Here is a 26,708-nt window from a genome sequence, read left to right on the forward strand (position 1 = left end):
CCAAGGGTACGACGGTCCTCGGGGCCGGGAGTGTTGTCGGACTGGTCAGACCGGGTTCGTGACTATGCCACCGTGCGGCTCCGGCCGTTCCGTCCCCTTCGGTCCGGAGGGGATCGAGCGCCAATGCGGCGGTTCCGGAGGAAACGTTCCTCCAGAACCGCCGCAGCGGCCCTACCGATCGCTCAGTGGATGATGCCGGTGCGCAACGCGACCGCGACCATCCCGGCCCGGTCGCCGGTGCCCAGCTTGCGGGCGATCCGGGCGAGGTGGCTCTTCACGGTGAGGGCGGACAGGCCCATCGCCACGCCGATGGCCTTGTTGGACTGGCCCTCGGCGACCAGCCGCAGCACCTCGACCTCGCGGCCGGAGAGTTCGCGGTAGGCGGCCTGCTGCGTGCCCGGGGCGCCCGGCGCTCCGGGAGCCCCGGGGGCGCCCGGAGCACCGGCCGCGCCCGGCATGCCCGGCATGCCGGGACGGCGCATCCGGCCGGCCAGACCGGCCGCGCCGAGCGGCATGCCGGGGCGGCCCGGCATCGCCACATTGGTGCGGGTGCCGGTGACCACGTAGCCCTTGACGCCGCCGGCCAGCGCGCTGCGGACCGCGCCGATGTCGTCGGCGGCGGAGAGCGCCAGGCCGTTGGGCCAGCCCGCGGCACGGGTCTCGGCCAGGATGGTCAGCCCGGAGCCGTCCGGGAGGTGGACGTCGGCGACGCAGATGTCGCGCGGGGTGGACACCCGGGGGCGGGCCTCGGCGATCGAGGACACCTCGATCACGTCCCGGACGCCGAGCGCCCAGAGGTGGCGGGTGACGGTGTTTCGGACACGGGGGTCAGCGATGACCACCATGGCGGTGGGCTTGGTCGGCCGGTAGGCGACCACGTTTGCGGGGTGCTCAAGAAGGACCGACACCAGGCCTCCTGCGGGGAGTGGCGGACGGAACCCCGATGGGGGCGGTCGGAGTGTTCCGCGTTTGGAAAGGGTCACAGTCTGCTTCGGCAGCTACCGTGCCCGGCTTTAGCGAAAGATCACGATCTAGTGAGTAACAATACGGACAAATCGCGCATATGACTGATGCGACATGCCTCGGATTCGTACAAAATCGATCAGACTCGGCATGGGTCGGTCGCGCTGGGCCGGACAATTGACGCAGAGCGGGTGTGAAGTCACACTCCGTCAGCCCTGGGGGTGGTGGTGGGGCAGGTGCCGCGACCGCGGCGCCCGGACCACTCGTCAGTGCGAACGCGGGCGTCGACGGGCGGGCATCGGGACCACCCCACCGAGTGAGGGCACGTCGGCGGTCGGCTGCGGCGCGGGCGCGGCCGGCGGCAGGCCCGCGCTGATGCACAGCAGATCCCCCCAGGCGGCCAGGTGCCGCTCGAAGCGGCCGTCGGCCGGCGTCCAGGAGGCCCGGATCTCGATCTCGGTGGAGGACTCACGGTCCGCCAGGGCGCCGAAGTACTGCGAGGCGCACCTGGTCACCGTGCCGGACGGCTCCGCGTACCCGGCGCCGTGCGCCTGCAGGGCGTCCAGCAGCCAGGCCCAGCCGACCTCGGAGAGCATCGGGTCGCCGGCCATCTCCGGCTCCAGCTCCGCCCGGGTCATGGTCACCACGCGGAAGTCGCCGTTCCAGGCCTCCTGCCCGGCCGGGTCGTACAGCAGCACCAGCCGGCCGTCGGCCAGCTCGTCGCCGTCCACCTCGACCGAGGCGGTCAGGGCGAACGCGTGGGGGGCGAGCCGGCGCGGCGCCGGGGCGGGGGAGAGTTCGAGCTCGGGGCGCAGCCGCGCACCCGTCAGAGCCTCGATCGCGGCCCGGAACTCGCTCGGCGCCGCCTCCCGACCCGTTCCGCCACCTGTTCCGCCACCCTGTGCGGGGTGCCCGCCGACCGCTGCCATGTCCCGAAGACTAGGTCGAAGACCGGGGTAATCGCCGCAACTTCTGCTCGCGCGGCGTGCCGGGACGGCAAACCGGCCAGATCTTGGAGGAACCCACGAGACCGGGCGGGGAGTCGGGTCCGGAGCGCGTGCGAAGATTTGAACCGTGAGCGAGACAACGGCAGACACCACGGCAGCCACCCCCACCGGTCAGCAGTCCTCCGTGCGACGCGGCGCCGCGCACGACTCCGCGTTCCTGCGCGCCTGCCGGCACGAGCCGGTGCCGCACACCCCGGTGTGGTTCATGCGCCAGGCCGGCCGCTCGCTGCCCGAGTACCTGAAGGTCCGCGAGGGCATCCCCATGCTGGAGTCCTGCATGCGGCCCGAGCTGGTCAAGGAGATCACCCTGCAGCCGGTGCGCCGGCACAAGGTCGACGCGGCGATCTTCTTCAGCGACATCGTGGTGCCGCTCAAGGCCGTCGGCATCGACGTCGACATCAAGCCCGGCATCGGCCCGGTGATCGCCGACCCGATCCGCACCGCCGAGGACCTGCGGCGGCTGCGCCCGCTGGAGCCGGACGACGTCTCCTACATCACCGAGGCGGTCGGCCTGCTCGTCGACGAGCTCGGCACCACCCCGCTGATCGGTTTCGCCGGCGCCCCCTACACCCTCGCCAGCTACCTGATCGAGGGCGGGCCCTCCAAGAACCACGAGAACACCAAGGCCATGATGTACGGGCAGCCCGAGCTGTGGGCCGCCCTGCTCGACCGGCTGGCGGACATCACCGCCGCGTTCCTGAAGGTGCAGATCGAGGCCGGCGCCTCCGCCGTCCAGCTCTTCGACTCCTGGGTGGGCGCGCTCGCCCCGGCCGACTACCGCCGCTCGGTGATGCCGGCCAGCACCAAGGTCTTCGACGCGGTGGCCGGGTACGGCGTGCCGCGGATCCACTTCGGCGTCGGCACCGGTGAGCTGCTCGGGCTGATGGGCGAGGCCGGCGCGGACATCGTCGGTGTGGACTGGCGGGTACCGCTGGACGTCGCCGCCGAGCGGGTCGGCCCCGGCAAGGCCCTGCAGGGCAACCTCGACCCGGCCGTCCTCTTCGCGCCCACCGGGGCGGTCGAGGCCAAGGCCCGCGAGGTGCTGGACGCCGCCCGGGCGCTCGGCACCAGCGGCCACATCTTCAACCTCGGCCACGGCGTGCTGCCCAGCATGGACCCGGACGCGCTCAGCCGGCTGGTCGCGTTCGTGCACGAGGCCAGCGCGCGCTGACCGGCCGCCGCGACGGCGTCGACCCGGCGGGCCCCGTTCGAACGGGGCCCGCCGTCGTCGTTCTCACGGCTCCTGTCGCTCCCGGGCCGGCTCGTCCTCGTTCTCGCCCTGCCGCTGGTGCGGCGGGTGGGCGGGGACGGGCGGCAGCGCGGGCCGCCGGCGCCGGCGGACGAGCCAGAAGGCGAGTGCGGCCGGCACCAGCACCAGCAGGAACGGCGTCACCGCCGCGACCGCCACCGCGATGCCGCGCACGATCGCCGTCAGGACGTCCCAGCCGCCGCCCAGCGCCGAGCCGACCGAGTCCCAGAAGCCGTCGTGCTCCTTCGCGTCGGGCCGGTCCGGCACCGGGGTGTCCGCCCGCTGCCGCACGTCGAGCGTGATGGTGGAGAGCGAGGTCTTCGCCGACAGCTCCTTCAGCTGCTTCTGCAGCGACTCCAGATCCGCCTCGCGGCGGCTCAACTCGCCCTCCAGGCTGGTGATCTCGGCCAGCGTCTTGGCCTGGGCCATCAGCGCCCGGACCCGGTCCACGCTGGCCTGCTGGGTCTGCGTCCGGCTGGAGACGTCCGCGACCTGCTGGGTGAGGTCGTCCGCCTGGCTCTTGCGGGACAGCACCTCGCCGAGCCCCGCGAGCTGGTCCAGGGTCTGCTGGTAGGCCGCCGACGGCACCTTCACCGTGAGCTGCCCGCTCTGCGGGCCGGGCGCGGGGCGGTCCTCCGGGCGCCTGCCGGTGCCCGTGTCGCCGGGCTGCCCGCCGCCGCTCACCGTCTCGCTCGCCACGTAGCCGCCCGCGCCGACCGCCAGCTCGCGGGCCCTCGCCAGCGCGGTGTCCGTCCTCGCCACCCGCACCGACAGCTGCGCGCTGTACGCGATCTGCCGGGTGTCCACCACCGGCACCACGTCTGACTGCCCGGTGCTCGTCTGTCCGGTGCCCGACTCCGGCGCGGCCTTCGGCGCGGCCGGGGCCGCCACCCCCGGGGCCGCCACCCCCGGGGCCGCCGGCGCGGCCGCGTCACCGGCCGCCGCTGCTCCGCGCGCCGAGTCCCCCCGGTCGGACGCGCCGCACCCGCCGGCCAGGACCGCCGACACGACCACCGCCGCCAGCACCCCCGCTCTGTGCCGTCCTCGTTCCACGATCGAGCCCTCCCCGCCTCACGGTTCGGTGCCGCTTCCGTCCGGCACCCGAACCATTCGACGGGACCGGGCCCCGATCGGACCCGCTCCGGAGGTCGCGGCTCGATCACGGCTCGGCTGCGGAGCGGACAAGGTGTCAGACCGCCTCCACCGCGATCCCCGCCCGCCGCAACAGCGCCGCCGTCACCCCGTCACCCGGCCGCGACTCCCCGGTGAACGTGCCGTCGTAGACCCGGCCGCACCCGCAGGAGGGGCTGCGTGCCATCAGCAGCGCCCGCCGCGCCCCGGCGGCCTCGGCGGCGGCCAACGCCTGCCGGGCGCCGTCCAGGAACGCCTCGGTGCGGTCCGCCCCCGTCGCGTCCACCACCCGGGCCCGCCCGTCCAGCACGTCCGCGCCGTCGCCGCCGACGATCTCGGCCGGCGGCCGCGGCGTCGGCAACCCGCCCGCCCCCTCCGGGCAGACCACCACGCCCAGGCCCTCCGCCACGAGCCCGGCCACCGCCTCCGCCGTCTTCGCCCGCCCGTCGTACCGGCACGGCACACCGGCCAGACACGCGCTCACCAGGATCTTCTCCACACCCGGGAGCCTACGGGCCCGTTCGCCGGCGCCCTGCCCGTCGGCCGGGCGTATGCTGCCGCCGTTCAGCACACAGGAGTGGGGGCCGGGTGGGTGCCGACGACGGGGCAGCGGGCCGTGGTGGCGGGCCGCGCAACGAACTGACCGGGTCCACCGTGCACGGTCACGTCGTCCAGGCGGCCGACGCCCACATCACCGTGAACCTCCCGGGCCCACCGGGCGGCGCGGCGGCCCGCAGGCCCCGCGGACGGCCGATCGGCGCCTGGGACCCGCACGACCTGGAGGTCCACCCCGCCGGCGCCGTCGCGACGGTGCGGGTGCTGCCCGGCTACGTCCGCCGCCGCCACGACCGGGTGCTCGCCGGGGTGGTCCGGGACGCCTCGGCGGGCCGCAGCGGGCTGTTGGTCCTGGTCGGTTCGTCGTCCACGGGCAAGACCCGGGCCTGCTGGGAGGCCGTTCAGCCGCTGGCCGCCGAGGGCTGGCGCCTGTGGCACCCCTTCGACCCGACGCGCGCCGAGGCCGCTCTCGCCGACCTGGAGCACGTCGCGCCGAAGACGGTGGTGTGGCTGAACGAGGCCCAGCACTACCTCGGCCACCCCGAGGCCGGCGAGCGGATCGGGGCCGCCCTGCACACCCTGCTCACCCGGCCCGACCGCGGCCCGGTGCTGATCCTGGGCACCCTGTGGCCGGAGTACGAGGCGCGGTACACCGCGGTGCCCCGCCCCGGCGAACCGGATCCGCACAGCCGGGTGCGCGAACTCCTGGCCGGGCGCACCGCCACCGTTCCGGACGCCTTCGACGAGGAGGCGTTGCGCGGCGCCGACGCCCTGGCGAGGTCCGGTGACCGACTGCTGGCCGACGCGCTCGTCCGGGCCCGTTCCCACGGGAGGGTCGCCCAGGACCTCGCGGGCGGCCTCGAACTGCTGCGCCGCTACGAGCGCGGCACCCCGGCCGTCCGCGCGCTGCTGGAGGCGGCGATGGACGCCCGCCGCCTCGGCGTCGGGCTCCACCTTCCGCAGGCCTTCCTCACCGCGGCCGCCGCCGACTACCTCGGCGACCAGGACTGGGACCAGCTCGGCGACGACTGGGCCGAGGCCGCCTTCGCCGACCTCGGCCGCCCGGTCCACGGAAAGCAGGCCCCCCTGGGCCGGACCACCCCGCGACCCGTCCGCCGGCCGCCGGGCGCCCCGCCGGCGGCCGCCCCGCTCATGACGGCGCCGGGGCCGCTGTTCCGCCTCGCCGACTACCTCGAACAGCACGGTCGCGCGCTGCGCCGCAGGCTCTGCCCGCCCGGCTCCTTCTGGCACGCCGCGCTCGCCCACCTCACCGGCACCGACGACCTCAAGGCCCTCGCGGACGCGGCCGAGTGCAGGCACCGCCTGCAGTGGGCCCACCACCTCTGGCTCCGGGCCGCGGACGCCGGCGACGCCGCCGCCCTGATGCACCTGGGGCGCGGGCGCGAGGAGGCCGGGGACCGGGCCGGCGCCGAAGCCCTCGCCTGGCGGGCGGTCGACGCGGGCTATCCCCACGCCGTGATCGAGCTCGCGCACTTCCGGGACGAGGGCGGGGACACGGCGGGGGCCGCGGCGCTCTGCCGGCAGGCGGCCGACGCCGGTCACCCGGTCGGTCTGATGGACCTGGCGTGGCTGCGGGAGGAGGCCGGGGACACGGCGGGGGCGGAGGCCCTCTACTGGCAGGGCGTCGCCGAGGGCAACGGCTACGCCGCGGCCGAACTCGCGAAGTCGCGGGCGGCGGCGGGGGATCACGCGGCCGCCGAGGCCCTCGCCTGGCGGGCGGCGGTCACCGGCGACCCCGACGCCCTGACGGAGCTGGGGCATGCGTGGGAGGAGGCCGGGGACTCGGCGGCGGCCGAGGCCCTCTACCGCCGGGCGGTCGACACCGGTCACAGCTCCCTCCTGGTCAGCCTGGGGCAGCTCCGGGAGGCGGCGGGGGACCAGGAGGGAGCGGCGGCGCTCTACCACCAGGCCGTTGACGCGGGGCACACCTTCGGCTTCACCGCGCTGGCCCGGATGCGGGAGGCGGCGGGGGAGCACGGGGCCGCCGAAGCCTTCGTCTGGCGGTCGGCCGCCGCCGGCAACATCTACTCCGTACTGGACCTGGGGCGGTTGCGGGAGGAGGCCGGGGACCGGGCCGGGGCCGAGGCCCTCTTCCGCCGGGCCGTCGGCGCGGGCCATGCCGAGGTCCTCTCCGACCTGATCCGGATGCGCGAGGAGGCCGGGGACCGGGCCGGGGCCGAGGCCTTCGCCTGGCAGGCCGCGGACACCGGCCGCTTCTACGCCACGGCCATGCTGGCGCACCTGCGGGCGAAGGCCGGGGACCAGGACGGGGCCGAGGCCCTCCGCCGCCGCTTCGCGGACGCCGGTGGGGCGGACTCCGGCGACGTGCGGTGGTGGCCGCACGGGCTGGACCCGGACGGGTCGCCCACCCCCGCTTGGTCCTGAACGGACCGCGGCGGCCGGCCCGGGGCCCCGTCCCTGTCCGGAAGCGGGCGGATTGAGGCATTGGTGTAAGGACCTGCGAGACTGCGGGGCATGTCGCAAGCACAGGTCGTCGTGATCGGTGGCGGTATCGCGGGGCTGGCCGCGGCCGCTTTTCTCAGCGGGGCGGCCGGTGGGGCCGCGCGGGCGCGGGTGACGCTGCTGGAGGCGTCCGACCGGTTCGGCGGGAAGCTGTCCGGGGGAGAGGTCGGCGGGGTCCGGGTGGACCTCGGGGCCGAGTCGATGCTGGCGCGGCGGCCGGAGGCGGTCGAGCTGGCGCGGGCGGTCGGGCTGGGCGACGCGCTGGAGCCGCCGACCACCGCGAAGGCCGCGATCTGGACCAGGGGCGCGCTGCGTCCGCTGCCCGGCGGCCAGGTGATGGGCGTCCCCGGTGACCTCGCGGCGCTCGCCGCCTCCGGGGTGCTCAGCGCCGAGGGCCTGGAGCGGGCCCGGCACGAGGGCGCCACCGAGGTCACGGACGATGTCGCGATCGGGCGCTACGTCGCGGACCGGTTGGGCCGCGAGGTGGTGGACCGGCTGGTCGAGCCGCTGCTCGGCGGCGTCTACGCCGGGCACGCCGACGAGATCTCGCTGCGCGCGGCCGTACCGCAGTTGCTGGAGATCGCGCGGGGCGGGGGCTCACTGGTCGAGGGCGTGCACGAGCTGGCCACCCGGCCGCGGATCGTGGGCACCCCCGTCTTCCAGGGGCTGCGCGGCGGCATCGGCACGCTGCCGGAGGCGGTCGCCGCGGCCTGCGCCCGGGCCGGCGTCGAGCTGCGCACCCGCACCGCGGTGGACGGGCTGCACCGGACCCCGGGGGGCTGGCGGGTGGTGACCGCCGGCGGCGAGGTGCTGGACGCGGACGCCGTCGTGCTCGCGGTACCCGCGCCCGCCGCCGCCCGGCTGCTGCGCCCGGACGCGCCGGGGGCGGCCGCCGAGCTGGCCGCCGTCGAGTACGCGGGGATGGCACTGGTCACCCTGGCGTTCCGGCGGGCCGACCTCCCGGAGCCGCCGACCGGCAGCGGCTTCCTGGTGCCGCCGGTCGACGGCCGGGGAATCAAGGCCTCCACCTTCTCCTCCAACAAGTGGGGCTGGCTGGAGCGTTCGGCCCCCGACGCGTTCGTGCTGCGCACCTCGCTCGGCCGGCTGCGCGAGGAGCAGCCGCTGGAGCTGTCGGACGAGGAGCTGGTGGCGCGGTCGCTGTCCGACCTGGGCGAGGCGATCGGTCTGACCGCCCGCCCCTACGACACCGCGGTCACCCGCTGGCGGTCCGGCCTGCCGCAGTACCCCGTCGGTCACCTGGACCGGGTGGCCCGGATCCGGGCGGCCGTCGGCCGGGCGGGCGCGCTGGCCGTCTGCGGGGCCGCCTACGACGGCGTGGGCATCCCGGCCTGCGTCGCGAGCGCGCGGGCGGCCGTCGCCGCGCTCGGCGAAGTGCTGACCCCGACGACCGGGGAGAACGTCACGGAGAGGACAATGGGCGCATGACTGAGACCGTTGAGCAGCAGCCGGAGCAGCAGCCCGAGAAGAAGAAGGCGCGCGACCTGAACCAGGTCATCCGCTACACCATGTGGTCGGTGTTCAAGCTCAAGGGCGAGCTGCCCGAGGACCGGGCCGCCCTGGCCGCCGAGGTGGACGAGCTGTTCGCGCAGCTCGACGCGAAGGACGTCACGGTGCGCGGCACCTACGACGTGTCCGGTCTGCGGGCGGACGCCGACATCCTGGTCTGGTGGCACGCGGCGGACTCGGACGACCTCCAGGAGGCGTACAACCGCTTCCGCCGTACCGGCCTCGGCCGGGTGCTGGAGCCGGTCTGGTCCAACATGGCGCTGCACCGCCCGGCCGAGTTCAACAAGTCGCACATCCCGGCCTTCCTGGCCGACGAGCGCGCGCGCGACTACGTCTGCGTCTACCCCTTCGTCCGCTCCTACGAGTGGTACCTGCTGCCGGACGCCGAGCGGCGCGCGATGCTCGCCGAGCACGGCCAGATGGCGCGCGGCTACCCGGACGTGCGGGCCAACACGGTGGCCTCGTTCGCGCTCGGCGACTACGAGTGGCTGCTCGCCTTCGAGGCGGACGAGCTGCACCGGATCGTCGACCTGATGCGCGACCTGCGCCCGTCCCGGGCCCGGCTGCACGTCCGCGAGGAGGTCCCGTTCTTCACCGGCCGCCGCAAGCCGGTCAGTGAGCTGCTGGCCGGTCTGGTCTGACGAGCCCGCCCGCCGAGAGGCCGGCTCCTCCCCGCGACGGGGAGGAGCCGGCCTCTCGGCGTCCGCTGCTCAGGGGCGCGCCGTGGGCGGGGGCCCCGGGTCCGCTGCCGGCCGGTCAGCTCCGGTGCGGGCGCAGGGCCGCGCGGAGCCGGGCGTCCGGGAGCGCGGCGGGGCCGATCATGGCGACGGCGGTGAGCAGTTCGCGCTCGTCGTCGTCGGTGAGACCGTGCTGGCGCGGCGGACGGACCTCGCGCAGCACCTCCTGGCCGACCGGGGAGGCCCACCGGGTGTAGGGGTAGACGTCGACCCGGGCCATCAGCAGCGTGCCCGAGGTCAGCACCAGCGGCAGGGAGAACCAGGCGAGCGGCGCCAGGGCGTCACCGCCGGAGAACCCGCCGACGGCCAGTGCGGCGGCCAGCAGCACCAGCGAGAACAGCAGCGCCTGCCGGACCTGCCGGATCACCAGGACGGTCTGCCGCTGCACCGGGGCCGGGGTGGCCAGGCCGGCCAGCGCGAGGCGGCCGCCGATCTCCAGCACGGTGGGGTGGGCGGACATCACGTGGCGCAGGTCGTCCGTCCGGCACTGGCCCCCGGGCCCGACGGCGGCGACCACCGCCCGCTCCAGGCGGCTGCGGCCCCTGGGGTCGACGACGGTGGTCCAGCCGGTGTGCGCGAGGTGCAGCCGCCCCCGGGAGGCCATCAGGACCAGGGCCAGTTCGACCACGCGGTCCGGGCCGCCGGCCAGGTAGGCGGTCTCGTAGAGCCCGATCCCGACCGCCTCCGGTGGCCGGAGGCGGTCCTGCCCGGCGAGCGCGTCGGCGGTCGCGGTCATCCGGACCAGCCGGATGCAGGAGAGCACCGCGGTGACACAGGCCGGGATCAGGAAGAGCAACCACATGGGCTTGTTGTAGACCTGCCCCGGCTCCGGGCGGAACGAATTTCCGGTCCGCGATACCGAACTGTGACTCGGGAGGACACCGGGCCTCACGATCCGCAGCTGCTGCCGCCACCGCAGCTGGAGGAGGAGCCGCAGCTGCTGGAGCCGGACCCGCAGCTCGACGAGGACGAGGAACCGCAGCTCGACGAGGAGGATCCGCAGCTGCTGCCGCCGCAGCTCGACCCCGAGGAGCCCGAGTCGGAGCCGCTGCCGCTGCCGCACCACGTGACGCCGCCGCAGGAAGTGCCGGCGGAGGAGCACGAGGTGGCGCTGGAGGTCGCGGAGGAGGACGAGGACCCGCCCGCCATCGCGGACCTGGCCGTCACCAGGTCGGCCGCCGCCGCGGCGAGCAGTGCCTCCTGCAGCTCCGCGTCGTCCAGCCCGGAGGCGGCCAGCCCGCCGAGCGCGATCGCGCCGATCAGGGCGCCGCCGGCCGCCCGCGGGGCCAGACCGGCGCTGGGCGTCCACGGCTTGCCGACGGACATCAGGGCGAGCTGACGCCGGCCGGCCGGGGTGATCCGGCCCTTGAACGGCCAGGTCACCAGCAGCGACACCAGGCCGAAGAGCACCAGCACCGGCGGGAGCCAGAGCGACGGGCGGTCGGCCTCGCCGCGGTCGACCAGGTAGGCGGCCGCGATGGTCACCACCGTGAGCAGCAGGGCCAGCCAGAGCAGTCGCCGGGCCACCTTGGCCCGGCGCAGCAGGGTGGGGTTGCGCAGCAGCCCGCGGTTGGCGAGCCCGTCGCCGAGCTCCTGGACGGCGGGGGCGCGCATCACCGCGCGCCGCAGGGAGGTGAGGTCCCGCTGTCCGGTCGGCCCGACGGCCTCGATGATCGCCAGGTCGACGGCGTCGTAGGCCCGCTCGGTGGTCAGCGTGACCAGGCCGGCCCGGTTGACGACGACCCGGCCGGCCTGGTGCATCCGGACCAGGGCGGTGTCGAAGACCCGGCCGGGGCCTCCGGAGAGGAACGCGGTGTCCAGCAGCGGCAGGCCGCGCCCGGGCAGGCCCTTGACCTGCGGGACCCGCTTGACCAGGTTCTTGGTGTGCGAGGCGTACGACGCGGCCGCGAACAGCAGGATCGCCGGGACGGCGAAGTAGACGTTGTGCCACATGGGCGGTTCCCCCGGAATGGTGTGGGTGGTTCTGGTTCAGTGCCGCGGGCCGGGCCGCAGGGCCCGGCGCAGGCGGGTGAGCGGGCCGGCCGGGCGCTCGGCGGCGGGGCCGTGGAGCCACCGCTCCAGGGCGTGCCGCTGTTCGGCGTCGAGCCGCCCGGCGCCCGGCCGGGCCGGGTCGGGCCCCGGGCCCGGTTCGTCGGCGAGTGCCCATACGGCGAAGGCGCGGGCGTCGGCGCGGTAGCCGCCGGTCTGCGGGTGCGTCCCCGCGTAGCGGAGGAACAGCGGCCCGTACCGACGGCCGAGCAGACGGGGCAGCTCCGGGGCCACCTTGGCGGTGGTGTCCCGGCGCTTGGCGGCCAGGCCGGCCGACTGGGCGCGCACCTGGGCCGGGTCGAAGCCGGGCGGGACGGGTCCGCCGGCCACCAGGGCGGTCAGCAGCTCCTCCTGGCGCCGGGCCAGCGCGGCGCGGGCGGCGGTGAGGTCGCCGGCCTCGTCCGTCGGGGCGGTCATCCGGCGCTGCCCCCTTGCAGCACCCGGCGGATGGCGTCCAGTTCGGCGGCGAGCTCGGCGGGCGGCGGGAAGTTGGCATCCCGCTCCAGCAGGACGCCGGGCGGTGCGACCCGGGCGCAGAGCTCGGCCAGCACCTCCAGCACCGGCTCGGTGACGGGGTGGGCGTGGGTGTCGTGCCAGACGCCGTCGATCATGGTGCCCCCGGCGACATGGACGTAGGCCAGCGCCTCCAGCGGCAGGCGGTCGAGTTCGGCGGCCGGGTCCAGGCCGAGGTTGACCCGGTTGGTGTGCAGGTTGGCGACGTCGATCAGCAGTCGGCAGCCGGTGCGCTCGACCAGCTCCGCGAGGAACTGTCCCTCGGTCAGCTCGTCGTCCGGCCAGGCCAGCTGGGCCGCGATGTTCTCCAGGGCCAGCGGCACCGGGAGCCGGTCCTGCGCGATCCTGACGTTCTCGGCGATCACCTTGAGGGAATCGCGGGAGCGGGGGACCGGCAGCAGGTGCCCGGCCTCCAGGCCGCCGGCCCGGACGAACGCGAGGTGCTCGGTCACCAGCGGGGATCCGAGCGCCCCGGCCGCCTCGGCGAGCCGGTCGAGCCGGGCCGGGTCGGGCCGGTCGGCGCCGCCGAGACCGAGCGAGACGCCGTGCGGGACCACGGTGACGCCGCGGGCCCGCAGGATCCGCAGTGACTCGGGGAGGTGGTCGGCGCAGATGTTCTCCGCGACCACCTCGACCCAGTCCAGGCCGGGCTGCCGCTCCACGACGGTGTCGATCTCCGCGCGCCAGCCGAGGCCGACACCGAGCGCGGTACCCGGAGTGCCGGTCACGGTCGTCGTGGCAGTCGTGGCAGTCGCGGTCGTGGGGCCGGTCGAAACGGTCGGGCCCGTCGTCCGCCCGGTGTCCCGGGCCGGAGCGGTGGGTGTCCCGCGCCGGATGGCAGGAGAGGTCATCGGTTCGCCCCCTTCGGAGGGCTGGGTGGGAAGCCGTCGGCCGACGCGGGCATCGTCGCCGGGATCGGGCCGGGCTGTGCTGCTGAGGATGTCCCCGGCCGGGGCGGTTGCCAAGCCCCAGCCGGTCTTCTCAGAGCATTATTTGAGCTTGTCGGACCGGTGATGAGGGACTTTGGTCCCGTCCCTGCCGCGGACCCGTCGGCGGGGCGGGAATTCGGAGGCGGGACGGTTGTGGACGCGGCTACGGTGGCCCGCCTATGGCAACGCTGACCGTTCGTGACTTCCGTCCCGTCGACGCCGCCGCCGCGGCCGCCCACCGGGCCGGCCGTGAGCACCTGCTGCTCACCCCCGAGGTCCTGACCTGGCTGAACGCCCGGCAGGCCAAGGGCGAGCACTTCCGCACCTTCGTCGCGGCGCTGGACGGCGAGGTGGTCGGCTCGGTCCGGTGCGGGGTGGTCGTCGGCACGACCACCCGGGGCATCGGGTACGCCAACGGCAGTGTGCTGCCGGCGTTCCGGCGGCGCGGCGTGTTCACCGCCCTGCTGGCGGCGGCCGAGCGGCACCTGACCGCGCACGGTGTGGTGGAGCTGCACAGCTGGGTGGACGAGGAGCCGGCGTCGCGCGCCTTCGCCGTCGCCCGCGGCTTCACCGAGGGGCGGTTGGCCCACTTCGCCGGCCGGGACCTCACCTTGCCGCTGCCCGGCGTGCCGGTGCCGGCGCCAGGCGTCGAGCTGCGCCCGGCCGGTGACTGGGCGGACGACCCGTACCCGGTCTTCGTGATCGAGGCGGACGCGCTCCGGGACGAGCCGGGCGAGGTCGCGATGGACGCCGCCGACGACGAGGAGTTCCTCGCCGGCGAGTGGGCCCGCCCCGACTTCGACCGCGACCTGACCGTGGTGGCGGTGGTGGACGGCGAGCCGGCCGCGTTCAGCGCGGTGCAGACGGACGGGGCCCGGCGCTACTGGTCGGCGTTCACCGCCTGCCGCCGGGCCTTCCGCGGCCGGGGGTTGAGCAAGCTGGCGAAGGCGGAGTCCCTGCGCCGGGCCCAGGAGGCCGGCTACCGGTGGGCCTACACCAGCAACGACGCGACCAACGCGCCGATGCTCGCGATCAACGCGTGGCTCGGGTACGAGCGGTGTGCGAGCGAGCGGAAGTTCACCAAGCGGTTGGACGGCTGACCGGCGGGGAACGGGCGGCCGGTTTCGTTCACTCGAAGGGGTGAACCAGGCGCGCATTCCGCACCTGGCGCCGGGTGGGCTGCCGTGTCGGGAGTTCCTGGTGTTCTACGGGGCATCACCTCACGGCAGACAGTTCGTGCCCGAGTCTTCCTCGCGGGGGATGCTATGGAGATCCTGCTTCAGGTCCTGGTCGGGTTCGTTCCGGCGGTGATCGGCTTTCTGGCGGCCCGTTCCCTCGCCCGGGCCCGGCTGTTCCTGCGGTACGGCTTCCTGCGCGTGCTGCTCGCCCCGTACAGCCGGGTGCAGATCGTCACCCCCAGTATCGAGGCGGCGGAGTTCGCCTTCGCGAAGGACGGCCGGCGGCTGACCAGCCGGGGGCCGAAGAACGTCCTCTTCATGCCGATGGCCGAGGCCCGTGCGATAGCCCAACTCACGGATCTGCTGCGGAAGATCAATCGGAAGGCGACGATCGAACTGGTCGCGGCCGGGGCGCAGGACCCGAGGATGCCGACCTTCTCGATCGGCGGACCGAGCGTCAATCGGTACTCGGCGACCGTGCTCGGCGCGGGATTTCCGGATTTCTGCATCGAGTACCCGGAGGCGGCCCGGGCCCGCTGGGGCGGGATGACCTTCGAGGCGCAGTACAACGCGGCCGACGAACTGATCCGCGACCACGGCTTCGTCTTCGTGACCCGCACCTCGCGGCAGGCGCCCTGCATCGTGCTCTGCGGGGTCTTCGCCTTCGGCTCGGCGATGGCCGTGGAGGCGCTGGCGGCCGCCACCCGGAAGTCGCCACTGGCGGCGATGTTCCGCGCCGGGGAGAAAGGATTCGCCGCCGTCGAGGGCCGGGTGATCGGTCTCGACACGGTCGATGTCACGGTCGAGGTCTGCCGGTTGCTGCCGGCGGTGTGAGCGGGCGGCCCCCGGGGGGCCGGTGCCACGGTCCGGACCGCTCGTCCTGCCCCTTGAGACGATGTGGTCCAGACCGCACTGGTGCGAATTGGGACAGGTCGGGAGGGTCTGGGGCAGGAATTGGCTTGAATCGCAAGGGTTTTGCTTCACTGTCGTCATATCATCGGCATAATCGCGCCCATGACGATCAGCCGCGCGAACGTGAGCGCGATTGCCGAAGACCTGTACGTGTGGCTTCCGCCGAAGCGGGGCTGGGGCCTGGCCAACTGCGGGCTGCTGGCCTCGCCGCGGACCGCACTGTGGATCGACACGCCCTATGACCCCTCCCTCGCCGCGGAGTTCCTCGCGCAGAGCCGGCAGCGGCTGGCCGACGGGGTCGGCATCGACCGGGTGGTCGTCACCCACGCCAACGGTGACCACCTCTGGGGTGCCGGGGTGCTTCCGGACGCCGAGGTGATCGCCACCCGGGAGGCGCTGGAGCACATCCACTACGAGCCGACCCCCAAGCAGCAGCACGCGCTGGTGGTGGGCAGCGACCCGGCCTCGCCGCTCGGCGACTACCTCCGCGAGCACTTCGGCCCGTTCGACTGGTCGCAGACCGACCCCGTCCACCCGCACACCGTCTTCAGCGGCGAACTGGAGCTGCGGGTGGGGGAGTACCCCGTGCGGATCACCGCGCTGCCCGCCGCGCACACCGGCGGTGACCTGATCGTCCATCTGCCGCACCAGCGCGTGGTGTTCACCGGCGACGTGATCTTCGGGTCCACCCGCGAGCAGCCGGGCGACCACCCCTCGCACTGGGCCGGCCCGCTGGAGAACATCATCGGCGCCTGCGAGCAGGCGCTGGCCACCGGTGCCGAGATCTTCGTCCCCGGCCACGGTCCGGTGCTCGACCGGTCCGGCGTCGAGGCCCACATCGGCTACCTCGGGTACGTCCGTGAGCGCGCGCACGCGCTGCACCGCGCCGGGATACCGGCCCTGGACGCGGCCCGGCGGATCATCGCCGAGCAGCGGCACCCCGAACTCGGCCTGCCCGAGCGGCTGGTGCTGACCGTCGCGGCCGAGTACCGGCACCTGGACGGCAGCGCGGTGCCCAACGTCCTGGAGGCGATGACCCAGGTCGCCGTGGTGGCACGGGAGCTGGCCCAGGACGCCGTCCGGGCGCCGCGGTCCCGGCCCGGGCGCTTCCCCTCCTCGCCGGCCTGACCCGCCGGCCGCCGCCCGCACCCCGGGTGCCATGCCTCCGCCCGCACCCCGGGCGGGTGGCCCGCGGCCGACGCCCTCCGGCCGGGCCCGCCACCTCCGGCGATTCCGAACCCCTTCGATCGAGGACTTCCGAGGACTTCGATGACCCAGATCGCGCTGCTCGCCCTCGCGGTGACCGCGGTCGCCGCGCTCGCGGTGGCCGCTGTCCTGGCCCGCGGGCGCGCCCGGGCACTCGCCCGGGCCACCGCCGCCGAGGCGGCCACCGCCCACAGCGAGGAGCGCGCCCGCGCCGCCGAGGGCCGGTCGGCCCGGGGCGAGCAGCAGCAGCGCGAGGCCCGGGCGGCCGCCCGGCGGGCGGACGAGGAGGCCCAGCGGGTCGAGACCAGGGCGCTCGCCGCCGAGGGCCGGGTCCGCGAGGCGGAGCAGCGCACCGCCGCCGCGGACCACCGCGCGGCGGAGGCGGAGCTGCACGCCCGCGCGGCCGAGGACCGCACCACCGAGGCCGGGGAGCGGCTGGCGGCCGCCGAGCAGCGGGCCGCGGCCCTGCTGGCCGAGGTCGACCACCTGGCCGGGGAGCGGGTGGCGGCCGCCGCACTGCGGCTCAGCCACCCCAACGCGCCCGTCGCCGGGCCGCTGGACGCACGGGCCGTGGGCCCGGAGGCGGTCCGGGCCCTGCAGGCGGTGCTGGACGCCTCGGCCGCCGCCGTCACCGACGAGCGCGAGCGGGTCGACGCCGCCGCCCGGTCCGCGATGCGCGGTGCCACCTCCAAGATCCAGACCCTGCTGTACCAGATCCAGAGCCTCGTCCAGCAGCTCCAGCACGACAACGACGACCCGCGCCTGCTGGAGGTCGACTTCCGCAACGAGGTCGCGCTGCGCCGGATCCAGACCATCGCGGTGCTCTGCGAGGCGTGGCCCGGCCTGGCCCGGACCGACTCGCCGCTGGCCGAGGTGGTGGTCGGCGCGCTCTCCCGGGTGCCCGGCTACGCCCGGATCAAGGTGGCCAACCATCTGCGCGAGAGCCGGCTGGCCGTGGTGGCCCGGGCCGCCGAGCCGCTCGCCATCACCGTCGCCGAGCTGCTCGCCAACGCCACGTCGTACTCGCACCCGGAGACCGACGTCCCGGTCACCGTCCAGCAGGGCGGCCGCGGCGCGCTGGTGATCATCGACGACAGCGGCATCGGGATGGAGGAGGACCAGCTGCGCCGGGCCCGGCGGCTGGTGGCCGGCCCGGCGGAGGTGCTGCTCACCGAGCTGGGCAACCCGCCGAAGACCGGCTTCGCGGTGGTCGGCAAGCTCGCCCGGCAGTACGGGTTCTCCTGCCACATCGAGCCCTCGCCCTACGGCGGCATGCGGACCATCGTGCGGATCCCGGCCGCCCTGCTGACGGTCGTGGACGAGGAGCAGCCGCTCTCGGTGCTCACCCCGTTGCCGCTGCGGGCCGGCGCCGGCCCGGCTCCCGCACCCACCGTCCAGGCGGTGCCGGACCCGCGTGGAGAATCCGACGATCAGAACAGGCACGACGTGCCGGACCGGCACGATCTGTCGGGCAGGCACGATCTGCCGACCCGGCACACCGTGCCGGCCATGCATGTCGTGCCACCGGTGCGGGCGGTGGACTCCGACGACAGCGGCCTGCCCAGCCGGCGCCGGCGCCAGCCGCTCACCCAGCAGGCGCCGGCGGGCCGGCCGTCCGGCGAGGCGTCCGGGCGGGCCACCCGCCTGCCGGGCGGAACACCGGCGGACGCTTCGACGACCCCGGAGCCCCCGGGCCCCGGGGCGGACACCACGCCCACCGGCCGGGCCACCCGGACGCCCGAGCAGGCCGCCGCCCGCTGGGAGGCCCTGCAGCAGGGCACCGACTCCGGCCGGGCCGAGGTCGCCAGGGCGGCCGCGCCGGACGTCCCCGACACCCCCGACGTGCCGGACGTCCCCGACACCCCCGACGCGCCGGCCGAGCCGGTCGACGGGGTCGTGGCCACGGTCGCCGCGACCGCCGGTCCGAGCGCCGACGCCGGCACGAGCACCACGAGCACCACCAGCGCCGGGGTCACCGGAGCGGAGGCAGCCGACCACACCGGCTTCGCCGACCGCACGGACCGGACCGGCCACCGCCCCGCCCAGACCTCCGAAGGAGCCGAGCAGTGAGCACGCCCAGCCCTACCGCCACCGACGAGATCTCGTGGGTGCTGACCCCGCTGCTGGAGCTGCCGGGTGTCCTGCACGCCGTGATCGCGACCGGGGACGGCCTCGTCGAGGGCGCCTCGGACGGCCTCGGCCGAGCCTCGGCGGAGCGGGTCGCGGCGATGACCGCCACCGTGCACGCCGCCGCCCGCGCGTTCACCACGGCCTTCACCGACGTCGAGCAGCCCCGGCTGGCGCAGACCGTGGTCGAGTCCGAGCTGGGCTTCGCCGTCGTCGTCCCGGCCGGTGAGAACACCTCGCTGGCGGTGTTCACCACGCCGGAGGCCCAACTCGGCAACGTGGCCTACCAGATGCAGGTGCAGGTCGCCGCTCTGGGCCGCGCACTGGCGAGCCCGGCCAGGCAGCAGGACACCACCGCCCGGTCATGACCGGCGTACCCCGCAGGCGGATGGTCCCCGCCTACCTCGCCACCGGCGGCCGGACCAGGCCCGGTACGGCGGGCTTCGAACGGCTCACCGTCCTGTACGCGGCCGGCGCGGAACCGCCGCAGGAGGTGGAGGACGAGCACCGGCGGCTCTGGGAGCTGCTGCGGCCCGGCGCGCTGACCGTGGTGGAGGCCGCCGCCCACCTGCGCCTGCCGGTCAGCGCCACCGTCTTCCTCGCGGCCGACCTGGTCGAGACGGGTTGCTTACGGGCCCGGGCCCCGATCCCCCGCGCACAGCAGACCGACCGCTCCATCGTTGAGAGGCTCCTCGTTGGACTCCGTACGCTCCGGTAGCCCGACCGGCCGGACCGACCGGGTGGGCTACCTGCCCGACCGGGACCAGACGCTGATGAAGCTGGTGGTCGCCGGTCCGTTCGGCGTCGGCAAGACCACGCTGATCCGCACCCTGTCGGAGATCCCCACGCTGCACACCGAGGAGGCGATGACCGAGACCGGCGCGCCCGTCGACGACGCGCAGGGGTTGCCGCCGGGCAAGACCACCACCACGGTGGCGGTCGACTTCGGCCGCCTCACGCTGCCCGGGCAGGTGGTGCTCTACATGTTCGGCACCCCCGGCCAGCGCCGGTTCTTCCCGCTCTGGCAGGACATCGCCCGCGGCGCCGTCGGCGCCCTGGTGCTGGCCGACACCCGCCGGCTCGCCGACTCCTTCGAGATCATGGACATGGTGGAGGAGCAGGGGCTGCCCTACGCGGTCGCCGTCAACTGCTTCCCGGGCGCGCCCGCGCACCCGATCGAGGTGCTCCGGTCCCACCTGGACCTGCACGCCGCCACCCCGCTGGTGCTCTGCGACGCCCGTGAGCGCGGCTCCAGCCTCGACGCGCTGATCGCGCTGGCCGAGCACGTCCTGCACGGTCTGCCCGCCTCCCCCGACGTCCCGGCCGACGTCCCGCCCGACGCGCCGTCCGACGCCGCCCCCGACGCCGCCCCGGAGCACCCGTGACCAGCACCGACGCAGCCGCGCCCGCCACCGACGAGGCGCCCGGCACCGACGCCACCGCGCCCGGCACCCGTCCGGTCCCGATCTACGGCCCGGCCTTCGCCGCCGACCCGCAGCCCGTCTACGACCGGCTGCGCCGCTACGGCGCCGTCGCCCCGGTGGAGATCGCCCCCGGCGTGGAGGCCCTGCTGGTCACCGACTACCAGGCCGCGCTGGACCTGCTGCGCGACACCGACACCTTCTCCAAGGACTCCCGGGCCTGGCAGCGCACGGTGTCGCCGACCTCGCCGCTGCTGCCGGTGCTCGGCTACCGCCCCACCGCCTTCTTCAGCGACGGCGAGATCCACGCCCGCTACCGCCAGGTCATCACCGACGGGCTGGCCCTGCTCGAACCGCATCTGCTCCAGCGCCGGGTCGCCGAGGTCGCGCACCAGCTGATCGACGCCTTCGCGGCCACCGGTTCGGCCGATCTGATCGCCGAGTACGCCCGTCAGCTGCCGGTGTTCGTGTTCAACACCTGGTTCGGCGTGCCCGAGGAGCACAGTGCCCGGCTGGTGGCCGGCATCGCCGGCATGATGGAGTCCACCGAGAAGGCCGTCGCCGCCTACGGGGACCTCGTCTCGGTGGTCACCGGCATGGTCGCCGAGCGACGCGAACGCCCCCGGCACGACCTCACCTCGTGGTTCCTCACCCACCCGGTCGGGCTGGACAACGACGAGGTGGTCCGGCAGATCACCCTCACCATGATCGCCGGGCACCAGCCGACCACCAATCTGATCGGCAACGCGCTGCTGCGGCTGCTCACCGACGCCCGGTACGCGGGCTCACTGTTCGGCGGCGCCATGACGGCGTACCAGGCGATCGACGAGGTGCTCTGGCACGAGCCGCCGATGGCCAACCTCTCCGCCCACTACCCGCGCTACGACATCACCTTCCACGGCCGGGAGATCGCCGCCGGCTCGCTGGTCCTGGTGTCCTACGCGGCGGCCAACTCGCAGGCCGCGCCGGCCACCGACGGCGCCGAACTGCGCAGCGGCGAGTCCGCCCATCTGGCCTGGGCGGCCGGTCCGCACGCCTGTCCGGCCCGGGACCCGGCGCTGCTGATCGCGATCACCGCGATCGAGCAGCTCACCAGCCGGCTGAGCGACCTCGAACTGAGCACCCCCGCCGAGGAGCTCCTCTGGCGCCCGGGGCCCTTCCACCGCGCCCTGGTCCACCTGCCGGTCCACTTCCACCCGGTCGGCGGATAGCCCGCGGGCCCGGGAGCCGCCTCGGCTCCCGGGCCCGCGGGCGTCGCGGTCAGCTCCCGTCGGCCGGCCGGAGCGTCAGCGAGACGCTGTTGATGCAGTAGCGCTGGTCGGTCGGGGTGCCGTAGCCCTCGCCCTCGAAGACGTGGCCCAGGTGCCCGCCGCAGCGGGCGCAGCGGACCTCCATCAGGCTCCCGTGCCGACGCGCATGTCTGAGGGTATGGAGCTGGGCCGGCGCGAGCCGCGCATGGCGCTCGCCGGGAAGCCGCTCATCGATCAGGCCGCCATGGTGGAGGGGCTGCTGGCCGGGGGATGGGCGCAGGGTGCGCTGATGTCGATCGTGTCGGCCCCGCTCCCGGAGAAGATCACGAAGAGTGTGGCCGCGATCATCTCCGCACGGCTGTCGAAGGTCCCGCCGTACCCGCCGGTCCGCGAGATCAAGGGAACTGCCGGCAGCGTGCCGTCCCCGCGACCCGCAGCGCACGAGTGCCAGGGTCGCGAGGGACTGTGTGGCCGGCACGTCTCGAAGGCTGACGGTTTGTGCACGGCGTGCCGAGACTAGGGGCGGGTCGCGGCCTTACGCTGACCGCATGGCCCTTGACCCTGCCCTGCCCATCGGCCGGCGCATTCAGTACTACCGAGTGCGGTCCGGGAAGTCGCGTTCCGTGCTGGCTGGCCTGCTGGGCCGGTCTGCCAGCTGGCTGAAGCAAATCGAGAACGGCGTGATGCTGCCTCCGCGCCTACCGATGCTGATGAAGATCGCCCAGCATCTGGAGATCGATGATCTCTCCCAACTGACTGGTGACGTCAGCATGCCTCGGGAACTGTACTCGGGGGTTGAACACTCGGCGCTGGCGTCCGTCCGACGTGCGGTCGACGGGGCACCATTGGGTGCCGCTGGTGGGCCGGCGCCGAATCTCGACCACATCGCCGTCCAGCTGGCCACCGCCTGGCAGACGCGAATGACTCGGGGAGATCACCGAACGGCGCTGGCAGAATTGCTGCCGCCGTTGGTCTCTTCGGCGTCGGTAGCCGCCTCACACCCGGCATGCGCCGACCGTCGCCGAGCGGAGGTGATGTACGCGAGTGCGCTGAACTTGACGCAGATGTACGCCGCTTTCCAGGGAGACGGGAATCTCGTGTGGCGCGTCGCGGAGCGTGCGCTGGCCACCGCGCGAGCATCAGGAGACCCTGCGGCCGTGGCGCAAGCCTGCTGGTTCCTGGTGGAGGCGTTCCGCAAGAGTGGGCAGTGGGATAGTGCACAGTCGCTCACTGAGGACGCCTTGAGGCTGCTGGACCCTGTACGCACAGAGTCGCCGGAACTGGCCTCCGCGTGGGCGGACATGGCGTTTCACGCCGCGATCACACATGCGGTGGCGGGGGAGCAGGGTGATGCGTGGCGGTGGGTCGACCGGGCGTCCGTCGTCTCTGCCGCGCTGCCGGCGGACTTCTGGAGCCCGTCCACATCCGGGTCCCGTCAGGCCGTGGCCCTGCACTCCGTGACCGTAGCGGTCGAACTACGGCAGGCAGGTACGGCGCTGCGCTGGGCGCGCCGATTGCCTACCGCGGACGTCAAGGCGGTTCCTCGTCGCGGGCGTCATCTCATTGAGGTGGCTCGCGCTCACGCGCTCCGGGGTGATGGGGAACGGGTGGCAGAGCTTCTGGCTGGCGCGGTGGCGGTGGCTCCCGAGACCGCGCGGTGGAACGCGGAAACACGAGCGATGGTGCGCACGCTCGTCAACGGCCCTCCTGCGGTTCAGCAGTCCGGCCGGCGCCTGGCCGACGCAATCGGCATGGCGGCCTGATCTACGCCGAAACCTAGGGGCAGAGACTCTGCCCCTCCGCTCCGCAATCGGCCCGTAGCGTTTAGTCACGTTACGGGTCCTTGGCGTTAGGGAGCGATGATGGCAGTGCGCAGGAAGGCATTCGGCGACCCGGCTCGACCGTTCGCGAGGCGTGGGCCCTCCAAGTCCAGCGCTCCGCCGAAGGGCTGGAGCCCCCTGAACGACTACCGGACGGCCGTACCGAAGGCCCCGAGCGCGGCGGACGGCCTGAATCGGGATGCCACACTCGCGCACTGCTCCTGCGCCGACTGCGAGGCGCGCAGAGCGTCGGAGGCGGAACGGTGAGCGCGGGCGGTGGGCTGGAGCCCACGAACCCCCTGAGCAGCCTCCTCCACACCCCCCGTCGCGGCCTCGCACGTACCGTCAGGGCGGGACTGGACTCGCGGGCGATCGAGCGGGCGGAAGAGGCGATGTGGCCCGCGCGAAGGCTGCTGCGTGCCGTGGCCTGGACCCTCCAACTCGACCTTGCCCCCGACCGCCCTCAAGTGATGCACCGCTACCAGTGCGTGAGCGAGGACGAGGACGGACGACAGTGCGGGGCGACGGGCCCTGTCGTCGCGCACTTCGAGACCGCGCAGCTCTGGGCGTTGGAGCACGCAACCGACCATCGGGGCCACCGAAGCTTTGAGCACGCCGTCACGACGCCGTGGGTCATGGTACCGGCGGAGGAACCCGGCTAATGACGCCGCCCGTGCCGACGTTCGACGACGGCCAGGCCGACTATCGGGACGCTGTCGAGCGTCGGCGGCGGGGCATTCAGGATTCACAGCGCCGCACAGCCGCCTTCGCGGTGTCGATGGCGGGGCTTGTCGTGCTTGCCGCCATGCTGCTGACGGTCTGTCGGCCGCACAACTGACCGCTCTCATCAAGGAACTGAGCATGCCGATGCCCGAGACTGCCCCCGACAAGGGCTCATCGCACGACCATCAGAGGTCATGGCTGGATCTGCTGGCCCCGTGGTGGAGGACGATGTTCGGCCCCTGCTAGCCACGCCCTGAACTCCCGCCCCCGTGTCATGGAGCGTGTCCGGCAGTACGGGGGCGGGCATCAACCCCGGCGCTTCAGCGTCGGGACAAGCCCGGCTCGTCACGTGACAGTGCCCGCCGGGCGACCCTTGCCGGCTCGGCTGAAGTGGCAGGTAGGGGGAGGGCTCCGTCCGTCATTGGGACACCCCCCTGGGTGGCGGGCGGGGCCAACCACAAGACCATCCTTCGGGGGGACCGTTGACCACCTGCGAAGGGTCGACGGGTGCACAATCCCTGCCCCGGTGACCGCCAGGGACGGACCGGGACGACCGTTCTCCTCCGCCACCTGGAAGCCAATCAGCCGACCTTCAGGACCGTCCGGTGTGCCAGCGCGCCCGTGACTGAGAGCAAGTACGAGGCGACCCGCGTCGGCCGTCCCCCAGAACACGTGAGACTCCCGTTCCAGTCGGCTACCCCCGTGGACCGCTAGCCGGCTGGAGCGGGCCGACGCTAACCCACTCATGGAAGGAACACCACATGACATCGATCCTGGAGGTACCTGCCTCGGGCACGGTGACCGTGCCCGGCACGGTCGAGCTGGAACTGACAGGCAAGTGCCAGCTTCGGTGCGGTCATTGCCTCTCCGACTCCGGGCCCGAAGTTCCGCACGGGGTCATGACCCTGGATGACTGGAAGGCGGTGATCGACGAGTGCGCCACGCTGGGCGTCAAGCTGGTGCAGCTGATCGGAGGCGAGCCGACCGTGTTCCCGGGCTGGGACAAGCTCGTCGACCACGCGCTGAGCCTGTCGCTTGGCGTTGAGGTCTTCTCGAACCTCTACCACGTCACGGCCAAGGGCTGGCGGGTGCTCTCCCAGCCCGGCGTCACACTCGGTACCTCGTACTACTCCGTCAACGCGGGGGAGCACGACAAGGTGACCACCAAGCCGGGCAGTCACGAGCGGACCCGAGCCAACATCTTGGAGGCCGTCCGACGAGGGATCCCGATCCGCGCCGGAGTCGTGGGCGTCCATGACGGACAACTCGGCCGACTCGCGGTTACCGAATTGCTCGCCCTCGGTGTAGGACACGTGACGCTCGACTACGCCCGTGGTGTCGGACGGGCAGCAAGGTCGACGCCCACCATGGACGCGCTGTGCGGAAACTGTGCCCGCGGACGGCTCGCCATCCTGCCGGACGGCAGCGTGGTGCCGTGCGTGATCGGGCGCTTCCTCCCGACAGGCAACGTCCGAGATGGCGGTCTCGCCCCGATCCTGGCTAGCCCGGAGTGGGCGAAGATGGCTGCCAGCATCCCGCCCCGCACGACGAGCCGTCACGGCTGCCCGCCGAACGACAGCGACGAGTGTGGCCCGTCGGACAACGTGTGCGTCCCGCAGGTCACGACGATGGGCGGTTGCCCGCCGAACGACAGCAACGACTGCAATCCTGCAAACACCGAAGCTTGCGGACCGTCGTACTGAGAGGATCTGCCGGTGAGATGGGAAGAGCACGCAGCGGACCTGGCCGCGAGAGCGACCGACCCCGATTCGCGTTGGCGAACTCCGGTTGCCGGCGTCGCACGCCACGAGCTGATCCCCCGATGGTGGGAGCCCGACGAAGGGGGCTGGAAGCTCCAAGTCGGCTCGGAGAATCAGGAACTGTGGTTCCGCCGGGCCTACGGCAGCGCGTCCGTCGTGACCTCTGTGGGCGGTTTCCACGCTGACCACGCGGGACCGGGCGACCGACCGATCGGACGCCCCACGAGCAGCGCCACGCTGACAGCTCTGCTCGTGAAGATGTTGCGACACGGCCGGATCAACGCCGGACACGACGTGTTGGATATCGGCACCGGTGCCGGCGGACTGACTGCCATTGCCTCTCGGCGCTTGGGGGCCGAGCACGTCACGAGCGTCGACGTGGACGAGTACCTGACGGACGCCGCGAAGGCCCGTCTCGACGGCATGGGCCTACGGCCGGAGTTCCTCACCCTGGATGCCACCGGGTCTATTCCTGGCGACTACGACCGCATTGTGGCCACGGTGGCAGCTCGACCCGTACCGGTCTCGTGGCTCCAGGCTCTACGCCGTGGTGGACGGCTTGTCACCACCATCGCCGATACGGCGCTGATCCTGACTGCCTGGAAGGACGCGGACGGCGGGGCAAGCGGCGTGATCGAAAGAGACTGGGCGGGATTCATGGTCACCCGTAATGGCCCGACCTACCCGCCGGTCCTGGACGGCCTCTTCAAGACCGCCCGGGAATCCGACGGTGATGAGGTCAAGCTGGGCCGCTACCCGGCCGCGGATATCCGCGACAGTTGGGAGATCTGGTCGATGCTCACGATTTCGGTGCCTGGCATCGAAATCGACTTCGACGACAGCGCGGGGCAACGGACGGCGTTGCTCGTGCACCCTGATGGCTCCTGGGCACGGGCGGAGGCGGAACGCTTCGAGCCGCCGACGGTCCACCAGAGCGGCCCGCGTCGACTGTGGGACGACCTGGAGCGGATTCGCACATGGCGAGAGGTGGAGGGCGGGCTGCCCTTGTACGGCAGCAATGCCCGCATCAGCCCTGAAGACGGCACGATCCACCTGTCTCGGGGTCGGTGGTCGGCCACCATCGGCTAGCCCCTAAGCCGGCCCGACCGTCATACGTCCCCCGCGGGGCGGTCGGGCCCCTGGACACCCTCGTAGCACTGCCGGATT

25 protein-coding genes and 1 pseudogene are annotated in these 26,708 nt (G+C 73.8%); 17 read left to right on the forward strand and 9 right to left on the reverse strand.

From position 1 onward, the window contains the following. Positions 1-182 precede the first annotated feature (182 nt). A complete protein-coding gene (locus ACIQTO_RS22000) occupies positions 183-908 on the reverse strand; it encodes a LuxR C-terminal-related transcriptional regulator (RefSeq protein ID WP_402390501.1) in 726 nt (241 codons plus the stop codon). Between the two features lie 321 nt (positions 909-1,229). Beyond that, positions 1,230-1,892: a DUF3000 domain-containing protein gene (locus ACIQTO_RS22005; RefSeq protein WP_402390503.1), complete on the reverse strand. Its 663-nt coding sequence runs from the start codon at positions 1,890-1,892 to the stop codon at positions 1,230-1,232. A gap of 145 nt (positions 1,893-2,037) precedes the next feature. Here ACIQTO_RS22005 and hemE point away from each other — a divergent pair, with 145 nt between their 5' ends. Beyond that, on the forward strand, positions 2,038-3,141 hold the full coding sequence (hemE, locus tag ACIQTO_RS22010) for a uroporphyrinogen decarboxylase (RefSeq protein WP_402390506.1): 1,104 nt from the start codon (positions 2,038-2,040) through the stop codon (positions 3,139-3,141). Between the two features lie 63 nt (positions 3,142-3,204). Here the strand turns inward: hemE and ACIQTO_RS22015 are convergent, their stop codons facing one another. Both ACIQTO_RS22015 and ACIQTO_RS22020 read right to left on the reverse strand, forming a co-directional pair. Then, positions 3,205-4,272: a DUF4349 domain-containing protein gene (locus ACIQTO_RS22015; protein WP_402390509.1), complete on the reverse strand. Its 1,068-nt coding sequence runs from the start codon at positions 4,270-4,272 to the stop codon at positions 3,205-3,207. Between the two features lie 136 nt (positions 4,273-4,408). Continuing rightward, on the reverse strand, positions 4,409-4,849 hold the full coding sequence (locus ACIQTO_RS22020; RefSeq protein WP_402390512.1) for a DUF523 domain-containing protein: 441 nt from the start codon (positions 4,847-4,849) through the stop codon (positions 4,409-4,411). 89 nt (positions 4,850-4,938) lie between these two features. Here ACIQTO_RS22020 and ACIQTO_RS22025 point away from each other — a divergent pair, with 89 nt between their 5' ends. The 3 genes from ACIQTO_RS22025 to hemQ all read left to right on the forward strand — a co-directional run bounded on the left by ACIQTO_RS22025 (position 4,939) and on the right by hemQ (position 9,557). After that, the gene (locus ACIQTO_RS22025; protein WP_402390515.1) at positions 4,939-7,311 is read left to right on the forward strand and encodes a hypothetical protein; all 2,373 of its coding nucleotides are present in this window, start codon (positions 4,939-4,941) and stop codon (positions 7,309-7,311) included. A gap of 90 nt (positions 7,312-7,401) precedes the next feature. Continuing rightward, positions 7,402-8,835, forward strand: a complete 1,434-nt coding sequence (gene hemG / locus ACIQTO_RS22030) for a protoporphyrinogen oxidase (protein ID WP_402390518.1) — start codon at positions 7,402-7,404, stop codon at positions 8,833-8,835. Continuing rightward, positions 8,832-9,557, forward strand: coding sequence for a hydrogen peroxide-dependent heme synthase (hemQ, locus tag ACIQTO_RS22035; protein WP_380578597.1), 726 nt, complete (start codon positions 8,832-8,834; stop codon positions 9,555-9,557). Before hemG ends, hemQ begins: the two co-directional genes overlap by 4 nt. Positions 9,558-9,672: 115 nt before the next feature. On the opposite strand, the gene ACIQTO_RS22040 is transcribed toward hemQ, so the two are convergent. From ACIQTO_RS22040 to ACIQTO_RS22055, 4 genes are all read right to left on the reverse strand, one after another. Next, positions 9,673-10,455 carry a TIGR04222 domain-containing membrane protein gene (locus ACIQTO_RS22040; protein WP_402390522.1) on the reverse strand — a complete coding sequence of 261 codons (783 nt, stop codon included), beginning with the start codon at positions 10,453-10,455 and terminating at the stop codon, positions 9,673-9,675. A gap of 86 nt (positions 10,456-10,541) precedes the next feature. Beyond that, complete coding sequence (locus ACIQTO_RS22045; RefSeq protein WP_402390525.1) at positions 10,542-11,606, reverse strand: TIGR04222 domain-containing membrane protein; 1,065 nt, start codon at positions 11,604-11,606, stop codon at positions 10,542-10,544. Positions 11,607-11,642: 36 nt separating this feature from the next. Continuing rightward, positions 11,643-12,119 (reverse strand): hypothetical protein, encoded by a 477-nt coding sequence (locus ACIQTO_RS22050; protein WP_402390527.1) that lies wholly within the window; start codon positions 12,117-12,119, stop codon positions 11,643-11,645. Beyond that, a complete protein-coding gene (locus tag ACIQTO_RS22055) occupies positions 12,116-12,943 on the reverse strand; it encodes a DUF692 domain-containing protein (protein ID WP_402390529.1) in 828 nt (275 codons plus the stop codon). The genes ACIQTO_RS22050 and ACIQTO_RS22055 overlap by 4 nt, the downstream gene beginning before the upstream one ends. A 380-nt stretch (positions 12,944-13,323) precedes the next feature. Between ACIQTO_RS22055 and ACIQTO_RS22060 the strand changes: the two genes are divergently transcribed. The 8 genes from ACIQTO_RS22060 to ACIQTO_RS22095 all read left to right on the forward strand — a co-directional run bounded on the left by ACIQTO_RS22060 (position 13,324) and on the right by ACIQTO_RS22095 (position 21,199). After that, complete coding sequence (locus ACIQTO_RS22060) at positions 13,324-14,244, forward strand: GNAT family N-acetyltransferase (protein WP_402390532.1); 921 nt, start codon at positions 13,324-13,326, stop codon at positions 14,242-14,244. Positions 14,245-14,409: 165 nt separating this feature from the next. Further along, positions 14,410-15,156 (forward strand): hypothetical protein, encoded by a 747-nt coding sequence (locus tag ACIQTO_RS22065; protein ID WP_402390535.1) that lies wholly within the window; start codon positions 14,410-14,412, stop codon positions 15,154-15,156. Positions 15,157-15,336: 180 nt separating this feature from the next. Further along, complete coding sequence (locus ACIQTO_RS22070) at positions 15,337-16,362, forward strand: MBL fold metallo-hydrolase (protein WP_402390537.1); 1,026 nt, start codon at positions 15,337-15,339, stop codon at positions 16,360-16,362. A 141-nt stretch (positions 16,363-16,503) separates the two neighbouring features. Beyond that, positions 16,504-18,510: an ATP-binding protein gene (locus tag ACIQTO_RS22075; RefSeq protein ID WP_402390540.1), complete on the forward strand. Its 2,007-nt coding sequence runs from the start codon at positions 16,504-16,506 to the stop codon at positions 18,508-18,510. Then, positions 18,507-18,935, forward strand: a complete 429-nt coding sequence (locus tag ACIQTO_RS22080; RefSeq protein WP_402390543.1) for a roadblock/LC7 domain-containing protein — start codon at positions 18,507-18,509, stop codon at positions 18,933-18,935. The genes ACIQTO_RS22075 and ACIQTO_RS22080 overlap by 4 nt, the downstream gene beginning before the upstream one ends. After that, the gene (locus ACIQTO_RS22085; protein ID WP_402390545.1) at positions 18,932-19,285 is read left to right on the forward strand and encodes a DUF742 domain-containing protein; all 354 of its coding nucleotides are present in this window, start codon (positions 18,932-18,934) and stop codon (positions 19,283-19,285) included. The genes ACIQTO_RS22080 and ACIQTO_RS22085 overlap by 4 nt, the downstream gene beginning before the upstream one ends. Continuing rightward, on the forward strand, positions 19,263-19,952 hold the full coding sequence (locus ACIQTO_RS22090) for a GTP-binding protein (protein ID WP_402390548.1): 690 nt from the start codon (positions 19,263-19,265) through the stop codon (positions 19,950-19,952). Before ACIQTO_RS22085 ends, ACIQTO_RS22090 begins: the two co-directional genes overlap by 23 nt. Continuing rightward, on the forward strand, positions 19,949-21,199 hold the full coding sequence (locus ACIQTO_RS22095; RefSeq protein ID WP_402390551.1) for a cytochrome P450: 1,251 nt from the start codon (positions 19,949-19,951) through the stop codon (positions 21,197-21,199). The genes ACIQTO_RS22090 and ACIQTO_RS22095 overlap by 4 nt, the downstream gene beginning before the upstream one ends. Before the next feature lie 49 nt (positions 21,200-21,248). On the opposite strand, the pseudogene ACIQTO_RS22100 reads toward ACIQTO_RS22095, so the two are convergent. Next, a pseudogene (locus tag ACIQTO_RS22100) lies at positions 21,249-21,401 on the reverse strand (peptide-methionine (R)-S-oxide reductase); the annotation flags it as partial. 15 nt (positions 21,402-21,416) lie between these two features. Between ACIQTO_RS22100 and ACIQTO_RS22105 the strand changes: the two are divergent. The 5 genes from ACIQTO_RS22105 to ACIQTO_RS22125 all read left to right on the forward strand — a co-directional run bounded on the left by ACIQTO_RS22105 (position 21,417) and on the right by ACIQTO_RS22125 (position 26,630). Then, entirely contained in the window at positions 21,417-21,758 is a 342-nt protein-coding gene (locus tag ACIQTO_RS22105; protein WP_402390749.1) for a hypothetical protein, read from the forward strand. A gap of 28 nt (positions 21,759-21,786) precedes the next feature. Further along, positions 21,787-23,001, forward strand: a complete 1,215-nt coding sequence (locus tag ACIQTO_RS22110) for a multiprotein-bridging factor 1 family protein (RefSeq protein ID WP_402390553.1) — start codon at positions 21,787-21,789, stop codon at positions 22,999-23,001. Between the two features lie 718 nt (positions 23,002-23,719). Beyond that, positions 23,720-23,896 (forward strand): hypothetical protein, encoded by a 177-nt coding sequence (locus ACIQTO_RS22115; RefSeq protein WP_402390555.1) that lies wholly within the window; start codon positions 23,720-23,722, stop codon positions 23,894-23,896. Positions 23,897-24,542: 646 nt separating this feature from the next. Continuing rightward, positions 24,543-25,484 carry a radical SAM protein gene (locus ACIQTO_RS22120; RefSeq protein WP_402390557.1) on the forward strand — a complete coding sequence of 314 codons (942 nt, stop codon included), beginning with the start codon at positions 24,543-24,545 and terminating at the stop codon, positions 25,482-25,484. Between the two features lie 12 nt (positions 25,485-25,496). Further along, complete coding sequence (locus tag ACIQTO_RS22125) at positions 25,497-26,630, forward strand: 50S ribosomal protein L11 methyltransferase (protein ID WP_402390558.1); 1,134 nt, start codon at positions 25,497-25,499, stop codon at positions 26,628-26,630. Positions 26,631-26,708 lie beyond the last annotated feature (78 nt).

This window comes from Kitasatospora sp. NPDC091207 (genome assembly GCF_044768625.1).
Taxonomy (GTDB): Bacteria; Actinomycetota; Actinomycetes; order Streptomycetales; family Streptomycetaceae; genus Kitasatospora.

Coding starts and splice junctions, on each gene's coding strand:
- ACIQTO_RS22005 (WP_402390503.1), bottom strand. CDS start 1,892: ATGGCAGCGGTCGGCGGGCACCCCGCACAGGGTGGCGGAACAGGTGGC.
- hemG (WP_402390518.1), top strand. CDS start 7,402: ATGTCGCAAGCACAGGTCGTCGTGATCGGTGGCGGTATCGCGGGGCTG.
- hemQ (WP_380578597.1), top strand. CDS start 8,832: ATGACTGAGACCGTTGAGCAGCAGCCGGAGCAGCAGCCCGAGAAGAAG.
- ACIQTO_RS22040 (WP_402390522.1), bottom strand. CDS start 10,455: ATGTGGTTGCTCTTCCTGATCCCGGCCTGTGTCACCGCGGTGCTCTCC.
- ACIQTO_RS22045 (WP_402390525.1), bottom strand. CDS start 11,606: ATGTGGCACAACGTCTACTTCGCCGTCCCGGCGATCCTGCTGTTCGCG.
- ACIQTO_RS22050 (WP_402390527.1), bottom strand. CDS start 12,119: ATGACCGCCCCGACGGACGAGGCCGGCGACCTCACCGCCGCCCGCGCC.
- ACIQTO_RS22060 (WP_402390532.1), top strand. CDS start 13,324: ATGGCAACGCTGACCGTTCGTGACTTCCGTCCCGTCGACGCCGCCGCC.
- ACIQTO_RS22065 (WP_402390535.1), top strand. CDS start 14,410: ATGGAGATCCTGCTTCAGGTCCTGGTCGGGTTCGTTCCGGCGGTGATC.
- ACIQTO_RS22070 (WP_402390537.1), top strand. CDS start 15,337: ATGACGATCAGCCGCGCGAACGTGAGCGCGATTGCCGAAGACCTGTAC.
- ACIQTO_RS22075 (WP_402390540.1), top strand. CDS start 16,504: ATGACCCAGATCGCGCTGCTCGCCCTCGCGGTGACCGCGGTCGCCGCG.
- ACIQTO_RS22085 (WP_402390545.1), top strand. CDS start 18,932: ATGACCGGCGTACCCCGCAGGCGGATGGTCCCCGCCTACCTCGCCACC.
- ACIQTO_RS22105 (WP_402390749.1), top strand. CDS start 21,417: ATGGAGCTGGGCCGGCGCGAGCCGCGCATGGCGCTCGCCGGGAAGCCG.
- ACIQTO_RS22110 (WP_402390553.1), top strand. CDS start 21,787: ATGGCCCTTGACCCTGCCCTGCCCATCGGCCGGCGCATTCAGTACTAC.
- ACIQTO_RS22115 (WP_402390555.1), top strand. CDS start 23,720: ATGACGCCGCCCGTGCCGACGTTCGACGACGGCCAGGCCGACTATCGG.
- ACIQTO_RS22120 (WP_402390557.1), top strand. CDS start 24,543: ATGACATCGATCCTGGAGGTACCTGCCTCGGGCACGGTGACCGTGCCC.